At 54.4% G+C, this 17,838-nt stretch carries 19 protein-coding genes; 15 read left to right on the plus strand and 4 right to left on the minus strand.

Annotated features, from left to right (window positions below; genetic code table 11):
- A partial coding sequence (locus LD28_RS0102330; protein ID WP_033135419.1) for a DMT family transporter occupies positions 1–893 on the minus strand: 893 nt, incomplete at its 3' end.
- Positions 894–1,049: 156 nt separating this feature from the next.
- Between LD28_RS0102330 and LD28_RS0102335 the strand changes: the two genes are divergently transcribed.
- Together LD28_RS0102335 and yfcE are read left to right on the plus strand one after the other, a co-directional pair.
- The gene (locus LD28_RS0102335; RefSeq protein ID WP_033135420.1) at positions 1,050–2,687 is read left to right on the plus strand and encodes a peptide ABC transporter substrate-binding protein; all 1,638 of its coding nucleotides are present in this window, start codon (positions 1,050–1,052) and stop codon (positions 2,685–2,687) included.
- Between the two features lie 10 nt (positions 2,688–2,697).
- Positions 2,698–3,240 carry a phosphodiesterase gene (yfcE, locus tag LD28_RS0102340; protein ID WP_033135421.1) on the plus strand — a complete coding sequence of 181 codons (543 nt, stop codon included), beginning with the start codon at positions 2,698–2,700 and terminating at the stop codon, positions 3,238–3,240.
- A gap of 36 nt (positions 3,241–3,276) precedes the next feature.
- Here the strand turns inward: yfcE and LD28_RS0102345 are convergent, their stop codons facing one another.
- From LD28_RS0102345 to flgA, 3 genes are all read right to left on the minus strand, one after another.
- A complete protein-coding gene (locus LD28_RS0102345) occupies positions 3,277–3,693 on the minus strand; it encodes a flagella synthesis protein FlgN (protein ID WP_033135422.1) in 417 nt (138 codons plus the stop codon).
- Positions 3,690–4,010: a flagellar biosynthesis anti-sigma factor FlgM gene (flgM, locus tag LD28_RS0102350; RefSeq protein ID WP_005334177.1), complete on the minus strand. Its 321-nt coding sequence runs from the start codon at positions 4,008–4,010 to the stop codon at positions 3,690–3,692. The genes LD28_RS0102345 and flgM overlap by 4 nt, the downstream gene beginning before the upstream one ends.
- Before the next feature lie 92 nt (positions 4,011–4,102).
- Complete coding sequence (gene flgA / locus LD28_RS0102355) at positions 4,103–4,786, minus strand: flagellar basal body P-ring formation chaperone FlgA (RefSeq protein ID WP_081959385.1); 684 nt, start codon at positions 4,784–4,786, stop codon at positions 4,103–4,105.
- A 144-nt stretch (positions 4,787–4,930) separates the two neighbouring features.
- Between flgA and LD28_RS0102360 the strand changes: the two genes are divergently transcribed.
- The 13 genes from LD28_RS0102360 (at position 4,931) to flgL (ending at position 17,712) form a co-directional block, all read left to right on the plus strand.
- Positions 4,931–5,842, plus strand: coding sequence for a chemotaxis protein CheV (locus tag LD28_RS0102360; protein WP_033135423.1), 912 nt, complete (start codon positions 4,931–4,933; stop codon positions 5,840–5,842).
- A 17-nt stretch (positions 5,843–5,859) separates the two neighbouring features.
- Complete coding sequence (locus tag LD28_RS0102365; protein WP_033135424.1) at positions 5,860–6,684, plus strand: CheR family methyltransferase; 825 nt, start codon at positions 5,860–5,862, stop codon at positions 6,682–6,684.
- Between the two features lie 251 nt (positions 6,685–6,935).
- Positions 6,936–7,334, plus strand: a complete 399-nt coding sequence (gene flgB, locus LD28_RS0102370; protein WP_033135425.1) for a flagellar basal body rod protein FlgB — start codon at positions 6,936–6,938, stop codon at positions 7,332–7,334.
- On the plus strand, positions 7,334–7,753 hold the full coding sequence (flgC, locus tag LD28_RS0102375) for a flagellar basal body rod protein FlgC (RefSeq protein ID WP_033135426.1): 420 nt from the start codon (positions 7,334–7,336) through the stop codon (positions 7,751–7,753). Before flgB ends, flgC begins: the two co-directional genes overlap by 1 nt.
- Before the next feature lie 15 nt (positions 7,754–7,768).
- Positions 7,769–8,509, plus strand: coding sequence for a flagellar hook assembly protein FlgD (locus LD28_RS0102380; RefSeq protein WP_033135427.1), 741 nt, complete (start codon positions 7,769–7,771; stop codon positions 8,507–8,509).
- A 10-nt stretch (positions 8,510–8,519) separates the two neighbouring features.
- A complete protein-coding gene (gene flgE, locus LD28_RS0102385) occupies positions 8,520–9,902 on the plus strand; it encodes a flagellar hook protein FlgE (protein WP_033135428.1) in 1,383 nt (460 codons plus the stop codon).
- 143 nt (positions 9,903–10,045) lie between these two features.
- Positions 10,046–10,792, plus strand: coding sequence for a flagellar basal-body rod protein FlgF (gene flgF / locus LD28_RS0102390; RefSeq protein WP_033135429.1), 747 nt, complete (start codon positions 10,046–10,048; stop codon positions 10,790–10,792).
- Positions 10,793–10,806: 14 nt separating this feature from the next.
- Positions 10,807–11,595, plus strand: a complete 789-nt coding sequence (flgG, locus tag LD28_RS0102395; protein ID WP_033135430.1) for a flagellar basal-body rod protein FlgG — start codon at positions 10,807–10,809, stop codon at positions 11,593–11,595.
- A 14-nt stretch (positions 11,596–11,609) separates the two neighbouring features.
- Positions 11,610–12,281 (plus strand): flagellar basal body L-ring protein FlgH, encoded by a 672-nt coding sequence (gene flgH / locus LD28_RS0102400; protein WP_033135431.1) that lies wholly within the window; start codon positions 11,610–11,612, stop codon positions 12,279–12,281.
- A gap of 8 nt (positions 12,282–12,289) precedes the next feature.
- Positions 12,290–13,387, plus strand: coding sequence for a flagellar basal body P-ring protein FlgI (locus tag LD28_RS0102405; RefSeq protein ID WP_033135432.1), 1,098 nt, complete (start codon positions 12,290–12,292; stop codon positions 13,385–13,387).
- Between the two features lie 43 nt (positions 13,388–13,430).
- The gene (gene flgJ, locus LD28_RS0102410) at positions 13,431–14,492 is read left to right on the plus strand and encodes a flagellar assembly peptidoglycan hydrolase FlgJ (protein WP_033135433.1); all 1,062 of its coding nucleotides are present in this window, start codon (positions 13,431–13,433) and stop codon (positions 14,490–14,492) included.
- 3 nt (positions 14,493–14,495) lie between these two features.
- Positions 14,496–16,499 carry a FlgK family flagellar hook-associated protein gene (locus tag LD28_RS0102415; protein ID WP_033135434.1) on the plus strand — a complete coding sequence of 668 codons (2,004 nt, stop codon included), beginning with the start codon at positions 14,496–14,498 and terminating at the stop codon, positions 16,497–16,499.
- Between the two features lie 4 nt (positions 16,500–16,503).
- Positions 16,504–17,712 carry a flagellar hook-associated protein FlgL gene (flgL, locus tag LD28_RS0102420; protein WP_033135435.1) on the plus strand — a complete coding sequence of 403 codons (1,209 nt, stop codon included), beginning with the start codon at positions 16,504–16,506 and terminating at the stop codon, positions 17,710–17,712.
- Positions 17,713–17,838 lie beyond the last annotated feature (126 nt).

The following is a 17,838-nucleotide window of genomic DNA, read 5'->3' on the forward strand; positions in this document are numbered from 1 at the left end:
GTGCTGAAACCCAGCACCAGCGCCGTGCCCAGGGTGGCAATCAGTGCCCCCGCCCAGGCGGCAACGGATGGCCGCTCCCCCGAGTGCCACCACAACAGCGGCAGCAGCAGTACCGGCGTGGTAGATGACAGGATGGCCACCATGCCCACCCCCCCTTGCCGCAAGGCAACCAGGATCAGTGTCATACCTAGTGTCATCGCCAAAAAGCCGTTTGCGGTGATCATGACGAGGATCTGACGGTTGATGGGGTTGACGGGGCGGGCAAGTGGCATCCCGATGATCCTTAAGGCGCAGTGAGCCAGCAGGGCGCTGGCCATTCTGACCCCCGAGCCACTCACTGCATCCACTGCGCCGCTCATCATCACCGGTTTGGCAATGATGACCCCCAGGCTCTGACAGAGAGCGGCCGTCAGACCAAGACCGATTCCGACTCCCAAGCTGCCACGGATCTGTTCCCACTCGTTGCTACCACTGTGTCTGCCAAACAGGATCGCCAGCATCACGCCAACAAAGACCAGCATGGCACCCAGCAGTCGCCAACCAGTCAGTTGTTCGTTAAACAGACAGATCCCGAGCAGGGCGGAAAACAGGGCATGGCAGGAAAAAAGCAGGCCGCTGCGTCTCGGGCCCAGCCGGTTCATGCAGGCATAGAGTGCTGTATCGCCGATGAAAATGCCGATAAGACCCGAGAGCGCGAGCAGGGGCAAGGTGCTGGAAGTGAGCGTTTGCCAGCCACCGGTGAGCAGGCTCATGGTGCCGAGCATCAAGGTGACCAGAAACATGCGCCAGCGGCTATAGGAAAATGCGCCGAGATGACGGGCCGGTTTGACCGAAATCAGGGCGGCAATAGCCCATAAACTGGCCGACGCGAGGGCCAGCCACTCATAACCCATAAAAACTCCTGAAAAAAATAACCCGAAAGACTCCAACTCCCGGGCAAGCCCGATACAATACGGAGCGTTTTCGGGGATAACAAGAGCGGCATCAGGCATTCATCAGGCGCGCCGTCGGCCTTCCCCTCCTGCAGTGGTTTTATTCGAGGTTTTGTCATGAGGTATGGTTTCTTCCCCAAGCTGGCGCAACGCTGGCTCTCTCCGCTATTGCTTGCCGTGCTGGCCGGGCCCTTGGCCCATGCCACCACCGTCGAGCAGCAACCTCTGCTTGCCGATCGGCAAACGCTGGTCAAGGGTAACGGTGCCGAGCCGGAGTCGCTGGATCCTGCGCTGGTGCGTTCCGGCTTCCCGGGTGAAGCCGTGTTGGTAGACCTGTTTGAAGGGCTAGTCAGCGAAGATGATCAGGGGCATATCGTGCCTGCCCAAGCGTTGCGCTGGGAGGTGAGTGAAGATGGGCTGGAGTGGCGCTTTTTCTTGCGGCCCCAGCTGAAGTGGTCCAATGGCGAGCCGCTGGTTGCCGCAGATTTTGTCTATGCCTGGCGCCGTTTGCTCGATCCGGCCATCGGTTCCCCTTCCGCCGGACTGCTACTGGCCACGGGGATCAACAACGGTCAATCCATCTATGCAGGAGCGCTGGAGCTCGACAATCTGGGCATTGAGGCGCAAAGCGATCAGATCCTGAAAATCACCCTGGAGCGGCCAGCGCCCTATTTTTTGCAACTCATCAGCCAGCGTCCCTTTGTGCCGGTCAGTCAGAAAGCAATAGCCAAGTTTGGCAAGCAATGGACCGAGCCCGGCAAGCTGGTGAGCAATGGTGCTTACCGGTTGGCAAGCTGGGCGCCGAACGAACGTATTGAAGCCGAGCGCAATATCCACTACTGGGATGATCTCCACACCCGTATCGGGCGGGTCACCTATCTGCCGATCACCTCACAGCATGCAGAGCGGCAGCGTTATGAGGCCGGTGAAATACAGCTCACCAACAAGGTCTCCCTTGGCTATTACCAGAAGATGAAGCGCGAATCACCGGAGCGGCTCTGGGGCTTGCCGCTGTTTGGTACCTATCTATATGCCTTCAATTTGAAACGTCCCGAACTGCAAGATGTGCGAGTGCGTCAGGCGCTCTCCATGGCGGTTGATCGACAGCAGCTCATTGAATCGGTGAGCGGGCAGGATGAACAGGTGGCATGGTCGCTGTTGCCGGAGATGCCGGGTTATTCCCGATTGGTATTGCCCGTCGCGCTCGAAGATATGCCGACCCGCCAGGCCAAAGCGGCAGCACTGCTGTCAGCGGCCGGGTATAACAGTGCCAATCCACTCAAGCTGAGCATTACCTACAATACCGCCGAAACCCACAAACAGATGGCGATGGCCATTGCCGCCATGTGGCAGAAGCTGGGGGTGCAGGTCACCCTCCACAATCTGGAATGGGGCGCCTATCAGGTAGCCAAGGATAGCGGTGATTTCCAGGTGGCCAGAAGCTTCCTGTTTGGTGATTACGTGGAGCCGTCAGCCATGCTGGGCAGCTTCCGTTGTCAGGATCTGCGCAACGAGAGCGGCTACTGCAATCCCGACTTTGATCTGCTGTTGGAGCAGGCGGCCAACACGCTGGACAGTGCGAACAGGGTTGAATTGTACCGACATGCCGAGCAACTGCTGCTGGAGGAGGCGCCGATCCTCCCCGTATATCATTACAATCAGATGAGACTGGTCGATCCCACGCTGCGGGGGCTGCCCAGCCAGAATTTGAAAGGGACGATTGCGACCAAGGATCTCTATTTCAGCCCGCAGTGAGGAGTACTTCATGAAACTTGCCATCATTTCCGACATCCATGGCAGCATCATTGCACTGGAGCGGGTATTGACCCAACTTCAACCCTGGCAGCCGGATCACTACCTGCTGCTTGGCGATCTGCTCAACCATGGCCCGCGCAATCCTCTGCCTGAAGGGTATAACCCGGCTGCCGTGGCCGATCGGCTCAACGGGCTTGCCCCGCAGATCATCGCGGTGCGGGGCAATTGCGATTCCGAAGTGGATCAGATGCTGTTGCACTTTCCCATCACCGCTCCCTACAACCAGCTGCTGATCGATGAGCGGCGCTGGTTTGTTAGCCACGGTCATCTTTACCGTCCCGATGAGGTACAACTACCAGCGGGCAGTCTGTTCCTGAGTGGTCACACTCATGTGCCGGTGTTGGAGTGGCAGGGGGAGCGGGTATTGATGAACCCGGGATCGATCTGTTTCCCACGCGACGAGTTGCCCGCCAGTTACGGGAGCTATGAAGACGGAGTGCTGCGCGTTAATGCGTGTGAGGACGGGCGGGAGTTGCTACGACTGGTGCTTTAAAACGGGCAGCAAAAATGCAAGGCCTGATAAGAGATGTCAGGCCTTGATACCGTAGGAGCGGGTGCCAGAGCGAGTATTGCCTTTGGCGTCATAGGTCAGGCTGTTGCGATCGCGCAGCTGACTCAGAAAGGTTGCCAGACGACGGTTGGAGACGATGCTCAATTCAAGCAATCGACCGTTGACATCATTTTGTGCCTGGCAGGCATCCAGTTTTGCACGAAGCTGCACCATCTCATCGGGATAGGCTGCCAGCTGCAGTGCCAGTTCCGGTATCTCTGCCAGCGTCTTGTCCAGGGTTTCTATCGCAGCAAGCAACTGCTGTTTGCGCTCGGTCAGTGCAGGCAGGGCCAGTGCCTGATGCTGCTCGAGCAAGCTGAACTCCTCTTCCAGAATGCCTTGCATCTGGCTGAGGTAATCATCTTGAGTGTGCAGTAACGAAGGTAAGTCCATCATCCCAGAACTTTGTCCAGATTGGCTTCGAAACTGAACATCTTCTTGGCAACCGCGTCGCTGTTGACCTGATATTCGCCACTGGCGACGGCTTTTTTCAGCCGTTCGACCTTGCTCTCATTGCCGGTCGAGGCGGTATTGAGGTTTTGTTGCATCTTTTGCAATTGTTGCGCCTCACTGGTCAAGGAGACGGAGTCCAGCTTGACAGTAGCCGCTTTGTTTTCGGGCGATGAGGTGACTGACTTGCTGCCTGTCCCCTGGCTATTAGCGGTATTTTGCAACCGATTGTTCGCCAAGTTGTTGATATTGTTGATGGCCATTTTAGTTACCTTCGTCTGCTTTAAGGTCTGCTTACCTGTTTATCGGTGCGGTAGGTCAAAACTTTAGAAAAAAATTGTCAAGGATCCGGATATTAAAAAGTGACCGATACGGCACCCACAGCACTGACTTTACCCTCAACCGTTTTACCGGATCGAATATTGACGAGTTTGATGATCTCTCCGAAGCTGCCATCTTGCAAGGCGCGAGCCATGGTTTTGATCTGGAAGTTGCTGTTTTCTGCCGTCAGGGTGACCTGATCCCCTCTGCACACTACACAAACTTGGCTCAAACGGATGGGTTGCCCCGGTTTGATTTCCCGCTTGCTGCGAACACCGATGAGGGGGGCAGGGTCTGTCAGATAGTCACCACGGATCAGGGTCTGATCCTGATAGGCCAGTACCAGCTGACTTTCACTCAGCAGGTCCCCCTTGGCGATGGGATTGGTAACTGTGACATAGGGTTTTTGAATGCTGACCCGTACCGGTAGATAGACATCCCAGGGTTTGTCTTCCTCGCATTTAAGGTAAACTGTTGTATTACGGCGAATTTCCATTTTTGCTGGTAAGCTGATGGTCAACAGATCTTCGCAGCGGGTAAGCGGGAGCCGTTCATCAAGGGTTGCGGCTGTGACCTCTGCCCTGCCATCCAACGGAATGTCAAGTTGGCCATAAATGAACTCTTGTGCCTTTTCTTGCAGATAGGTAGTGACGTCCGAGGCGTAGCTGGAAGATATGCTGCCAAAAAAGAGGCTGATGAGTAAAAGTCGGTTAATCATTTTTGCTCGTGGGTCGATAAGTTGTTCACGCATATCACCATATTTAACTATGATTGCTTCAGAATCTGTTCGTTGTCACATCGATAGTCTGACGCAATCCATCACGCATGCATGATTAATGCCAAGCGTTTTTAGGGAGTGTTTATGGCCAGTATCCTGGACTCGGTCAACCAACGTACCCAGCTAGTGGGGCAAAACCGGCTGGAGTTGTTGTTGTTTCGTCTCAATGGACGTCAAAGATTTGGCATCAACGTATTCAAAGTGCGTGAAGTGTTGCAGTGTCCCCCCTTGACCGTGATGCCCAAGCTGAACTCCTGCATTCGCGGGGTCGCCCATATTCGTGGTCAGACCATTTCGGTCATTGATCTGAGCATGGCGATGGGCAAACGCCCTATTGAAGACCTGAGCAAGTGCTTCATTATTATCTCCGAGTACAACCGCTCTATTCAGGGCTTTCTGGTGCACTCCGTCGAGCGCATCATCAATATGAACTGGGAATCCATCCTGCCTCCGCCCAAGGGGGCTGGTCGCATCAACTACATGACGGCAGTCACAGAAGTGGATGGCGAGCTGGTCGAGATCCTCGACGTGGAGCGCATTCTCAACGAGATCTCGCCGGTCTCTACCGAGGTCAGCAAAGAGCTGGTGGAAGCCAGTGTCGAACACCCGACCTTGGGACGCCCTGTGCTGGTTGCCGATGACTCCTCTGTAGCTCGTAAACAGGTGCAACGTGCGCTTGAGGCTATCGGTGTAGAGTGTGTGCTGGCAAAAGATGGACGCGAAGCATTGAACATGCTGTTGGAAATGACCAAAAATGGTCCTATCAAGGATCAGATTGCGCTGGTGATTTCGGATATCGAAATGCCGGAAATGGATGGCTATACCTTCACTGCCGAGATCCGGAATAATCCTAATCTCAAGGATTTGCATGTTATTCTGCATACATCTCTCAGTGGCGTATTCAACCAGGCGATGGTGCAGAAAGTTGGTGCGAACAATTTTATCGCCAAGTTCCAGCCGGATGAATTGGCCAAGGCCGTACAAAACGCACTCTAATAAAGAAGAACAGCTGCATGAAGACACTTTCGGACGACTTATACAAACAGTTCAGCAACTTTCTGGCGGTACAGAGCGGAATTGTGCTGGGGGATAACAAACAGTATCTGGTGAAGAGCCGTCTTTCACCTTTGATGGCTCAGTTTGGCATCGAGAGTCTGTCTGATCTGGTTACCCGTGCAATGAGTGTACGAGAGCGTGACCTGAAAATGGCAGTGGTTGATGCCATGACCACCAATGAAACCCTCTGGTTTAGAGATACTTATCCGTTTCAGCTTTTGACCGACAAAATTTTCCCTGAATTGGGCAAAAGTGGTCGCCCAATCAAAATCTGGTCTGCCGCATCGTCGTCAGGGCAAGAGCCTTACTCTATTGCCATGACTGCGCTGGAACAGCAGATGAAAAAACCGGGGACGTTACCGGGGGGGGTTCAGATTGTTGGGACGGACATTTCGACCACCATGCTCAACCAGTGCAAGGAAGGAGTGTATGACAGCCTGGCATTGGCACGTGGCTTGTCGCCAGAGCGCAAAAAGATGTTTTTTGAGCCCTATGGTGACAATAAAATGCGGGTGGTTGAACGAGTCAGAAAATTGACCACTTTCCGGCCGATAAACCTGCTGGAGAGTTACAGTTTGCTTGGTAAATTTGACATTATCTTTTGCCGTAACGTACTTATCTACTTTGCACCTGAGGTGAAGTCAAAGATCCTCAACCAGTTTGCTGCCAGCCTCAATCCTGGTGGATATCTGATGTTAGGGGCGTCGGAGTCTCTGGCCGGATTGACCGACCGATTCGAGATGATCCGCTGCAATCCGGGGATTGTGTACAAGGTCAAATAGAGCTGCAGGCCTTGATGTCAGTGGCGTTTGTGGGTTCTACACAGTTCAACAAGAGGGAAGCGTAGCGCTTCCCTCTTTGTTTTTAGCTTGTGCTAAACGCAATCGTTTTGTCGCGGCGCATCATCGTTTGCTGACGGTAGGTCAGCGCAAACCTGTGAGGTCACCGCCCTGCGTGAACTCTGAAGCATCTCTTTATAAATCTCTTCTGGCACACCTCTTGCAAACAAAATAAACCAAGCAGGAGGTGTGCTATGGCTCTTTCATTTGACAAGGCATTTGGTGTTCATCAATACACGTTGGGAGTTCGTGCCAAACGTGCAGAGGTGCTTTCCAGCAATATTGCCAATGCGGATACCCCGGGCTTCAAAGCCAGGGATATCAACTTCGCGCAGGCGTTGCAGGATGCCCAGCACCAGCAGGGTTTTGGACTGGCAACGACCAGCGAAAAGCACTTTGCCTTGAATATGGATTCTCCCGGTGTGCTCCAATACCGCAACCCGTTACAGCCAGATACTGGCGATGGCAATACGGTGGACGTGCAGCAGGAACGCAGCGAGTTTCTGCGTAACAGCCTTGAGTACCAGACCTCCCTTGAATTTATGAACAGCAAGATCAGCGGCCTGCTTAAAGCCCTGAAAGGAGAGCAGTGATGAGTTTGTTCAAGGTCTTTGACATTGCAGGCTCGGCCATGAGTGCGCAATCTGTGCGACTCAACACGGTTGCCAGCAATATGGCCAACGCGGACAGCGTCAGCTCCAGTGTGGAAAACACTTACCATGCCAGGCGGCCAATCTTTGCCGCTCAACTCGACCAAGCTATGTCTGATAAACAAGGTTCGGTAGGGGTTGAGGTGAAGGGCATTGTCGAGAGTAAGGCGCCGCTGCTCAAAGAGTACAACCCTAGTCACCCGATGGCAGACAAAGACGGTTTCATCTTCAAACCGAACGTCAACATGGTTGAAGAGATGGCTGACATGATTAACGCCTCGCGCAGCTACCAGACCAATGTACAGGTTGCAGATTCGGCCAAGAAGATGCTGCAGCAGACGCTTCAGCTTGGCAAGTCCTGATAGGGGGAATGCAACATGGTCGATACAAACAACAGTGTGAACGGTATCAGCCGTACCACGACCCAAACGACTGGCACGACAACGGCGCCAAAGAAAGAGCTGGATCAGGCTTCATTTTTGAAGCTGCTTACCATGCAGCTCTCCTATCAGGATCCCTTCAAGCCTGTTGATAACGCCCAGATGCTCTCCCAGATGACATCAATGTCAACTTCGGAAGGGATTAATAGCTTGTCGGCCCAGATGGGTAGCCTCAACACCCTGATGACCTCCAGCCAGGCGTTGCAAGCCTCTGCGTTGGTTGGGCAGAATGTGTTGCTACCGAGCAATATCGGTTATCTCGAAAAAAATGGTTCAGTCTCCGGTGTTGTGGCTGTCGGTGTCGAGAACAAGTACTCGAACGTCAAGGTCACAGTGGAAGATGAAAAAGGTCAGGTTATCCAGGAGTTTCCCCTGGAAGGGGATGTGCGGGGCAATGTTGAATTCTCCTGGGATGGTAAAGACAAGGCTGGTAATCCGGCCCCGTCAGGAAAATATGTGATCAAAGCCAATGGCACCATGGATGGGAAGTCAGAGAGCATCTCAGCCTTGACCTATGGCAAGGTAGATAGTGTGGTCTTGGGGAATGGAACCAACCCGACCCAGCTCAATCTGCGAGGCCTCGGCACCACCACGCTGAACAACATTCTGCAAATTGCAGGATCTAACCAAAACAAACCAACTACGCAGTCAAAAACCACGTCGACAGCATCGATCTAAGGAGCTGGATATGTCATTTAACAATGCCTTGAGCGGTGTCAACGCGGCACAAAAAGACTTGAACGTCACCGCCAACAACATTGCCAACGTTAACACAATGGGCTTTAAAGAGTCCCGTGCCGAGTTTGCGGATGTCTACGCCAACTCCATCTTTGTCAATGCCAAGACCCAGGTTGGTAACGGTGTGGCAACGGGTGCGGTGGCCCAGCAGTTCCATCAGGGCGCGCTGCAATTTACCAATAACGCGCTGGATCTGGCGATCCAGGGTAACGGTTTTTTTGTGACCTCTGACGGCTTGACCAATCTGGATCGCACCTATACCCGAGCCGGTGCCTTCAAGCTCAATGAAAACAGTTATATGGTCAACAATCAGGGCCATTATCTGCAGGGGTATGAAATAAACGCAGATGGTACCCCCAAGGCGGTCAGTATCAATGCAACCAAGCCGATCCAGATCCCGGATCGGGCGGGTGAGCCGATTAAAACAACAGCCATCGAAGCGAGCTTCAACCTGCCTTCTACTGCTGCCCCGCTTCCGGCGGGCGGCACAGCAGGATCTCCTCCTCCTGCAGATGCCTCAACGTTTGATCCAAAGAACTCAAAGACCTACTCGTCATCCACCTCTGTGGTGATCTATGACTCATTGGGTGAGCCCCACACCATCACCCAGTATTTCGTCAAAGAGGCTGATCCGGCAGATTTGACCAAGCCAGCAAACCCGACGGCATGGCGCATGTATCTCTATCAGGGAGATAAACCGGTGGACATCGTCGGTGGTGTGACCCCGAATATGGCGACGGGCCTGAACCAGGCTCCCGCCGGTGCTCGAATTACCTTCGGTGCTGACGGTAAAATGATCACCCCGACCACACCTGCGACCATCAAGACAGAGCAATTGGGAGCCGCGCCCCCAGCTGGCGCTGGCATTATCACCAACGGTGCAGATCCCACTCAGCAGGTGGATATCAATTTTGGCTCAGTGACACAGTACGCCTCGCCATTTGAAGTCAACAAGTTGTCCCAGGATGGTTCTACTGTCGGTCGTTTGACCAAGGTCGAGATCACGCCTGACGGCATTGTCTCTGCGACTTACAGCAACGCGACCACCATCAAGGTCGCCATGGTAGCCATGGCCAAGTTTGCCAACTCACAAGGGCTGACCCAGGTGGGGGATACTTCCTGGCGGCAATCTCTGCTCTCTGGCGACGCTTTGCCGGGAACCCCCAATTCGGGCACTTTCGGTACAGTCAAATCTTCGGCACTGGAGCAGTCCAACGTCGACTTGACTTCCGAGCTGGTCGACTTGATCACTGCCCAGCGCAACTTCCAGGCCAACTCCCGTTCGCTGGAGGTCAACAGTTCGCTGCAGCAGACCATTCTGCAGATCCGTTAATCGCGCAATGAATGATAATGGGAGGGGGCTTGGCCCCCTCTCTGTTTCTGTCGCATTCCCGCCCTACTCATCCCCCATATTTCTGCTGTTGGCACTCTAATTGCATTTCTCCTGTCAGAGTCATCTGTTTGACGGAGAATTCCATGGATCACCTGCTTTATATCGCCATGTCCGGGGCTAAAGAGAGCATGAACAGCCTGGCTGTTCGTGGCAACAACCTCGCCAATGCCAATACCACCGGCTTTAAATCTGATTTCGAGCAGGCCCGAAGCATGCAGGCCTTTGGCGAGGGATTGCCTAGCCGGGTATTTGCCATGGCAGAGCGCCCCGGTCAGAACCTGCAGCATGGCATGCTGATGACCACCGGGCGGGATCTTGACGTGGCCGTGGACGGTCCGGGCTGGATTGCGGTGCAAGATCCCAAGGGGGGAGAAGCCTATACCCGTATGGGGAACTTGCAGGTCAATGCGACCGGCAACTTGCAAACCTCGACTGGCCTGAATGTGGTGGATGACGGTGGTCAGCCTATCGTGCTGCCGATGCCGATGGAGAAGCTGGCGATCAATCGGGATGGCACCATCAGTGGTCGTCCTGAAGGGGCCGCCGCCAACTTGTCAGAGGATTTTCAGCGTATCAAGCTGGTTAATCCGGAGGCCAGTATGGTTGAGAAGGGAGCCGATGGTTTGTTCCGCCGCAAGGATGGCCAGAAGGAACTCGCCTCTGCCAATGTCGGCTTGATCGCTGGATCGCTTGAGGGGAGCAACGTCAATGTGGTGGATGAGATGACCAACCTGATCCAGTTGCAGCGTCAGTTCGAAACCCAGATCAAATTAATGAAGACGGCCGAAGAGAATGATGAGGCCCAAACCCAGTTACTGCGTATCAGCTAATCAAGGAGTTACCTATGAATCCTGCACTCTGGATCAGCAAGACCGGGTTGGATGCTCAGCAGACCAATATATCGGTCACTTCGAACAACCTGGCGAACGCCAGCACCGTGGGCTTCAAAAAGTCACGGGCCATCTTTGAAGATCTGCTTTACCAGAACATCAATCAGCCCGGTGGCCGTTCCTCTGCCGATACCACGCTCCCTTCCGGTTTGATGCTGGGGGCGGGGGCCAAGGTAGTGGCGACCCAGAAAAACCATAGCCAAGGCAACGTACAGACCACGGATAACTCGCTGGATCTGATGATAAGCGGTCGCGGTTATTTTGAAATCCAGTTGCCGGATGGCAGCTCTGCCTATACCCGCAACGGTCAATTCACGCTCAACAGTGAAGGGACCATTGTCACGCCGGGCAACGGCTACACCCTGCAGCCTGAAATCCAGATCCCGGAAAATGCCCAGAGCGTCACCGTAGGCGAGGATGGACAGGTCTCTGTGCAGCTTAAAGGGGATGGTGCCTCGCAGGTGGTCGGGCAGGTCACCTTGTCAGATTTTGTGAATGCCAGCGGATTGCAGCCGATGGGGGAGAACATGTTTCTTGAAACCCAGTCCAGCGGTGCTGCAATTCAGGGGACTGCCGGGGCAGATGGGATGGGGGTCGTGAAGCAGGGCATGCTGGAGACCTCCAACGTCAACGTGACCGAAGAGCTGGTGAACCTTATTCAGGCCCAGCGGGTGTATGAGATGAACTCCAAGGTTATCTCGGCCGTGGACGGCATGATGTCCTTCCTTATCCAGCGAACCTAATTAGGAGAGCCATGATGAAAGCCGTATGGATGCTGGGATTACTGGTGCTGGGAGGGTGCAGTAGTACCCCCAATACCCCCAAGCCCGATGATCCGGAGTTTTCCCCCGTGTACGGGGAGTCGGAGCCGGTCTCGGTGCGACCGACAGGGGCTATTTTTCAGCCGGATCAGGTCAATGGCATCTATTCGGATATCAAGGCGCACAAGGTGGGCGACATCATCACCATCGAGCTGTCGGAGTCGACCTCCGCCTCGAAAAAGGCCAATACCCAGAGTGGCAAGGACAACAAGCTCAATCTGGATCCGGTCAAGTTGGGCGGGGTGCCGGTCACAGCGGGTCCTTATGATATGTCGGCCTCCATTGGTCAAAACAGCGCGTTCAAGGGACAGGCCAAGGCGGATCAGAGCAACAGCCTGCAGGGCAATATCTCGGTCAGCGTGGCCAAGGTGCTGCCCAACGGTAATCTGGTGGTGCGCGGCGAGAAGTGGATCATGCTCAACAATGGCAATGAATATATCCGGATCACCGGCCTTATTCGCCCGGAGGATGTGACGTCTGATAACAGTGTCTCGTCCCAGAAGGTGGCCAATGCCCGCATTTACTACGGTGGTACCGGCGATCTGGCCAATACCCAGGAGCAAGGGTGGCTGACCAGCTTTTTCAATGGCCCCTGGTGGCCGCTCTAGGAGATGTTATGAAGTCACTCCGTCTTGTTACTCTGCTCTGCTGTCTGCTGCCCTTGGGCGTGGCGAATGCCGCCCGGATCAAGGACATCAGCTCGGTTGAAGGGGTGCGCAACAACCAGCTGATTGGCTATGGTCTGGTGGTGGGGTTGCCCGGTACTGGCGAGAAGAACAACGCCTTCACCGAGCAGACTTTCCGCACCATGCTCAACAACTTTGGCATCAAGGTGCCGGATAACATCAAGCCCAAGATCAAGGATGTGGCACCGGTGGCGATCCATGCCGAGCTCCCCCCCTTCTCCAAACCGGGTCAGACCATTGATGTCACGGTGTCTGCCATCGGCGAGGCCAAGAGCCTGCGTGGCGGCACCCTGTTGCAAAGCTTCCTCAAGGGGCTCGATGGTCGGGTCTATGCGGTCGCGCAGGGTAGCCTGGTGGTCGGTGGTCTGGGGGCCGAGGGGGCTGATGGCTCCAAGGTAGTCGTCAATACCCCGACCGTCGGGCGGATTGCCAACGGTGCGACCGTGGAGCGTGAGGTGCCCAACTCCTTCAGTCAGGGTGACACCATCACCTTCAACCTCAACCGTCCCGACTTTACCACTGCGCGCCGTCTGGCCGATGTGGTCAACGATCTGGTGGGGCCCAATACTGCCCAGGCGCTCGATGCCACCTCGGTCAAGGTCTATGCCCCGCGGGATCCGGGGCAGCGCGTCTCCTATCTGGCGACCATCGAGAATCTGGAGGTAGACCCAGCCAATGAGGCAGCCAAGATCATCGTCAACTCTCGCACGGGGACCATTGTCATCGGCAGTCAGGTCAGGCTGAAACCGGCGGCGATCAGCCATGGCGGATTAACGGTGACCATTGCAGAAAATCAGCAGGTCTCCCAGCCCAATCCGCTCTCTGGCGGGCAGACTGCGACCACAAACAATTCGACCATCAACATCCAACAGGAGCCAGGACGGATGTTCAAGTTTGATACCGGTGCCACGCTCGATGATTTGGTTCGTGCAGTGAACCAGGTCGGGGTAGCCCCCGGTGATTTGATGGCCATCCTTGAGGCGCTGCAGCAGGCGGGTGCCATCGAAGGGCAGCTGGTCATATTGTAACAAGCGGCAAGTGATTGCCACGGGCGGCAATGAGGTAAGCAAAATGGCTGAGTTTGACACTAACAGCGGTTTGAATCTCGGGATGGTGCAGGACGTCAAGAACCTGGACCGTCTGCGTCAGATGAGCCAAAGCAAAGAGGGACAGGCCCAAGCGCTGCAGAGTGCATCGCGCCAGTTCGAGTCAATCTTTACCCAGATGCTGTTTCAAAGCATGCGCCAGGCCAACGGGGTGTTGACTCAGGACAACCCGATGAGCAGCAGCTATACCCAGTTCTATGAAGGGATGCTGGATGAACAGCGGGTCTCCGATATGTCCAGCAAGGGGGGGCTGGGATTGGCTGAAATGGTGGCCAAGCAGCTCTCCCCAGAGACATTTACCCACAAGGATGGGCGAGTGCTCAAGATGCCGCAGCGGACGGAGCGGGTGTATAAACCTTATGAGCCGCCGGTGGCAGCCGCCAACGATTTGATTACCGCCTCAAAAGTTGGCAAAGATTTTGCTGAAAAAGAGATGTCAGAGGAAAAACACGCCCTCACCATGCCAACCCGTCCTCACCGAACGGTGCCGCCAATGGGGCCTTCCGCTCAGAAAAACGGTGATGTGGAGGGGGGGCGAGCCGAGTTTGATAGTCCGGAAGAGTTTGTGCAGCGTTTGATGCCGCTAGCCAAGAAGGCTGCCGACAAGTTGGGGCTGAGCCCGGCGGTGCTGGTGGCTCAGGCAGCACTGGAGAGTGGCTGGGGCAAGCGGGTGATCAAGGATGGCGAAGGGCAGGTAACCCATAACCTGTTTGGCATCAAGGCCGATCCTCGTTGGGAAGGTCCCAAGGCGGTGGTCAGCACGCTCGAGTATGAGCAAGGCGTCGCCTCCCGCCAGAAAGCAGCCTTCCGCTCCTATGAGTCGTTTGAAGAGAGCTTTAACGACTATGTGGATTTTCTCACCTCAGGATCCCGTTACAAGGGGGCATTGGCCAAGGTAGATAGCCCTGACCGCTACTTCGAGGCGCTGCAACAGGCGGGTTATGCCACCGACCCGCACTACGCCAGAAAACTGAAACAGGTATTGCGCAGTGATGCCATTGCGCAATACAACGAGATGGAGCTGTAACATATGGCAAGCGACCTGCTTGGAATAGGTACATCGGGCGTACTGGCACAACAGCGCCTGCTGCAAAGTACCAGTAACAATATCGTGAACGTCAATAGCCAGGGCTATGTGCGTGAACGTACGCTGGTCTATACCAATTCCGTGGGTCTGGGCACCGGGGATATTCTGACCGAGCGGGTGATCAACAACTATATGCAAGGTGAGGTGCGTCGTGACACCTCCGCTTACCACGCTGCCATGACCCATTATGATCAGCTCTCGAGTGTGGATAGCTTGCTGGGGGACACCAACAATAGCGTTGGTGCCGCTATTACTTCCTATTTCAAGGCATTTCATTCGGCGAATGAGTCGCCTGCCGATATCGGTGGCCGCAAGGTCAGCATGACTGAACTGAGTGGCATGGTGAACCGGTTTCATACCCTCTCTGCCCAGTTTGACAAGCAGAGCGATACCATCAATACCCGCATCGATGATGAAACCAAGCAGGTGAACAGCCTGCTGACCAGCATCAATGATTTGAATCAGGCCATCATGCGTACCCAGGGCTCACCCGAAGAGAACCTGATGCTGTTTGATCAGCGCGATGAGGCCGTTCGCCAGCTCTCCGAGAAGATGGATATTCGTACCGTCCCCCAAGCCAATGGCAGCCTGCTGGTCAACATGAGCACCGGTCATTCACTGATCCTGGACGGCGGCGTAGCCCAATTCAAGCTGGTGGCAGGGGACCCCGATTCTCGTGATCAGGAGCTGCAGCTGACGCTGGGAGATAACCAGGCGTTGATCGATCACGACACATTTGGCGGCGCTATGGGGGGATTATTCAAGGCTCGTTCTGATCTGGAGCCAACCAAGCGGGAGCTTGGGCAGTTGTCAGTGGCGATGGCGGATGCGATGAATCAGCAGAACCGCCTCGGGATGGATCTGGATAACGAAATTGGTGGTGATATTTTCACCCTGCCAACCAGTAAGGGCTTACCCTACGGCAACAACACGGGGACGGTCGGGGCGAATGTCAGCTTCGTGCCGGGCAAGGGGACATCAGTGACCCCGTTTGATTACGAAGTGCAATTTAGCAGTGCCACCGGTTATGAAGTGTTCTCGCTGGACAAGTCTGGCAATCGTACCTCTGTGAGCACGGGGACCATGCCGCCAGCGACCTTTGAGCTGCCCGGGCACGGGATCTCGATCGATCTCACCGGCACGCCAGCTGCGGGTGACAAACTGTTGCTGCAACCCACCAAAAGTGCGGCCGCCGGTCTGGGTCAGTTGATCACCCGACCGGAAGATTTGGCCTTGGCCTCTCCGCTTAAAGCGGAAAAGACCACCAATAATGGCGGCGGGGCTGATATCAAACTGGGTGGCGTATTCAATACAGGTGCGGGGTCAGGTTTTGGCACCAATAGCCTGAGCCCGACAGCGCCTCAGGTGGTCAAAATCGATGCCAGTGGTAACTATCAGGTATTTCAAGCCGATGGTTCTACCTTAATTGGCACGGCGCCTGCGAGCAGCAAGGGGCAAAACCTGATGTCGGCGATCGTCAACCCTTTCCCCGCTGGATCAGCAGTCTATGCCAACCCGAAGCAGGCGCCTGGCTACGAGTTCAGTATCACCGGAACCGTGAATGCCAATGACAGCTTCAAGCTCAGTTACAACAGCAATGGCTTTGCCGATAACAGTAATGGTCTGGCACTGGCCGAACTACAAAACAAGGATCTGGTGCGCAAGAGCACCAATGGTGGTACCACCAATGACAAGATGACCTTCAACGAGGCCTATACCGGACTGGTGATGGAAGTGGGTAACAAGACCAGTCAGGCTAAAACCTTGCTCAAGGCCAATGAGTCCAAGTTGATCCAGAGTACCAGCATTTATGAAAGTGTCTCAGGGGTCAATCTGGAAGAGGAAGCCGCTAATCTGATCCGCTTCCAGCAATCCTATGCTGCATCGGCGCAAATCGTCAGTACGGCCAAAACCATTTTCGATACACTGCTCTCTTCCGTGAGGTAACGTCATGCGCATCACCACCAACATGATCTACGACCGGAATATCTATTCCCTCAACAATGCCAATGAGCGGTTGGACAAGGCGTATCAGCAATTACAAACTGGCAACAAGTTTCAAACTGCCGGTGAAGACCCCGCAGGTATGAGCCAAAAAATGGCGTTGACCAAAGAGATCGACCTTTTCAAGCAGTATGGCGTTAATGGCAGCTTGCTCGAGAACAGTCTGGGGCATGAAGAGACGGTATTGGATTCTCTCAATACGGCGATGCTCAGTGCCCAGACTCTGATCCAGAAATCAAATAACGGCTCTATCAGTGACGATGATCGCAAGGCCATCGCCAGCGAACTGGAGGGGCTGCAGCAGCAGATGTTTGACCTGATGAATAGCAAAAATTCCTCGGGTGAATTTATATTTGGCGGCAATCAGAGCAAGAATCAGCCTTATATAAAAGACGTCAACGGAAAATATATTTATCAGGGCGATCCTGGCCAGCGAAATATTCAGGTGTCACCCACAGTACAAATTGCTGCCAATGATTCCGGGCAGGATCTGTTTGAAATTGTGGCGACCAGAAGAACCGCCAGTGCAACCACTGCAAATATCAAGGTTGGGATCGGCGATCAGGGTAATTTTGATAATTTTTTCAAATCCAATTACAACTCTGCATTGCCCAGTAACTCCTATACCGTATCAACCACCATAGGGCCACCTGATACCTATGATATCAAGGATACCGGGGGCAATACCCTGCAAACGGGTAACTATACTCCCGGCACCAAGATCCCCTTCAATGGCCTCGAATTGACACTGGACCAGCCTGCCGGTGGAGCAGCTCAGCAGTTCGCTCTCAACCCGCCAAAGAATGATAATATTCTCAATGGCATGTCAGACTTTATTACTGCGCTTCGCGATCCCACTATCCCGGCTGATACTTTCTCGCAAAAGGTAGCCGATGCAACCGTCCATATGAAAAATGCCCGCCTGAATATCGATCATGGATTGGGTGAGTTGGGTGGCCGGATGAACAGCCTGGAGCAGGTTATGGGCTCCAATGAGGGATTGAGTACCCTCAACGCCGAGGCAAGGGCGAAAGTATCGGAAGCAGATCTTTATGAAGTGATCTCTACCCTGTCAAAAGAGGATGCGGCATTGAGTGCCTCGCAACTCTCTTTCAGCAAAATAAGTCGTCTGACGCTATTTGACTATATTCGCTAATAAAGAAGGGGCCCTTTGGGGCCTTTTCTTTTATCCAGGCGCTGCAAATAGGTTCCGCGTCATCTCCTGCCAATTGTAACAAGCTGTTGCCGTTGCCCATTTAATGGTTGCTTCGGGGTTGACCTC

Source organism: Aeromonas finlandensis (genome assembly GCF_000764645.1).
Lineage (GTDB): Bacteria > Pseudomonadota > Gammaproteobacteria > Enterobacterales > Aeromonadaceae > Aeromonas > Aeromonas finlandensis.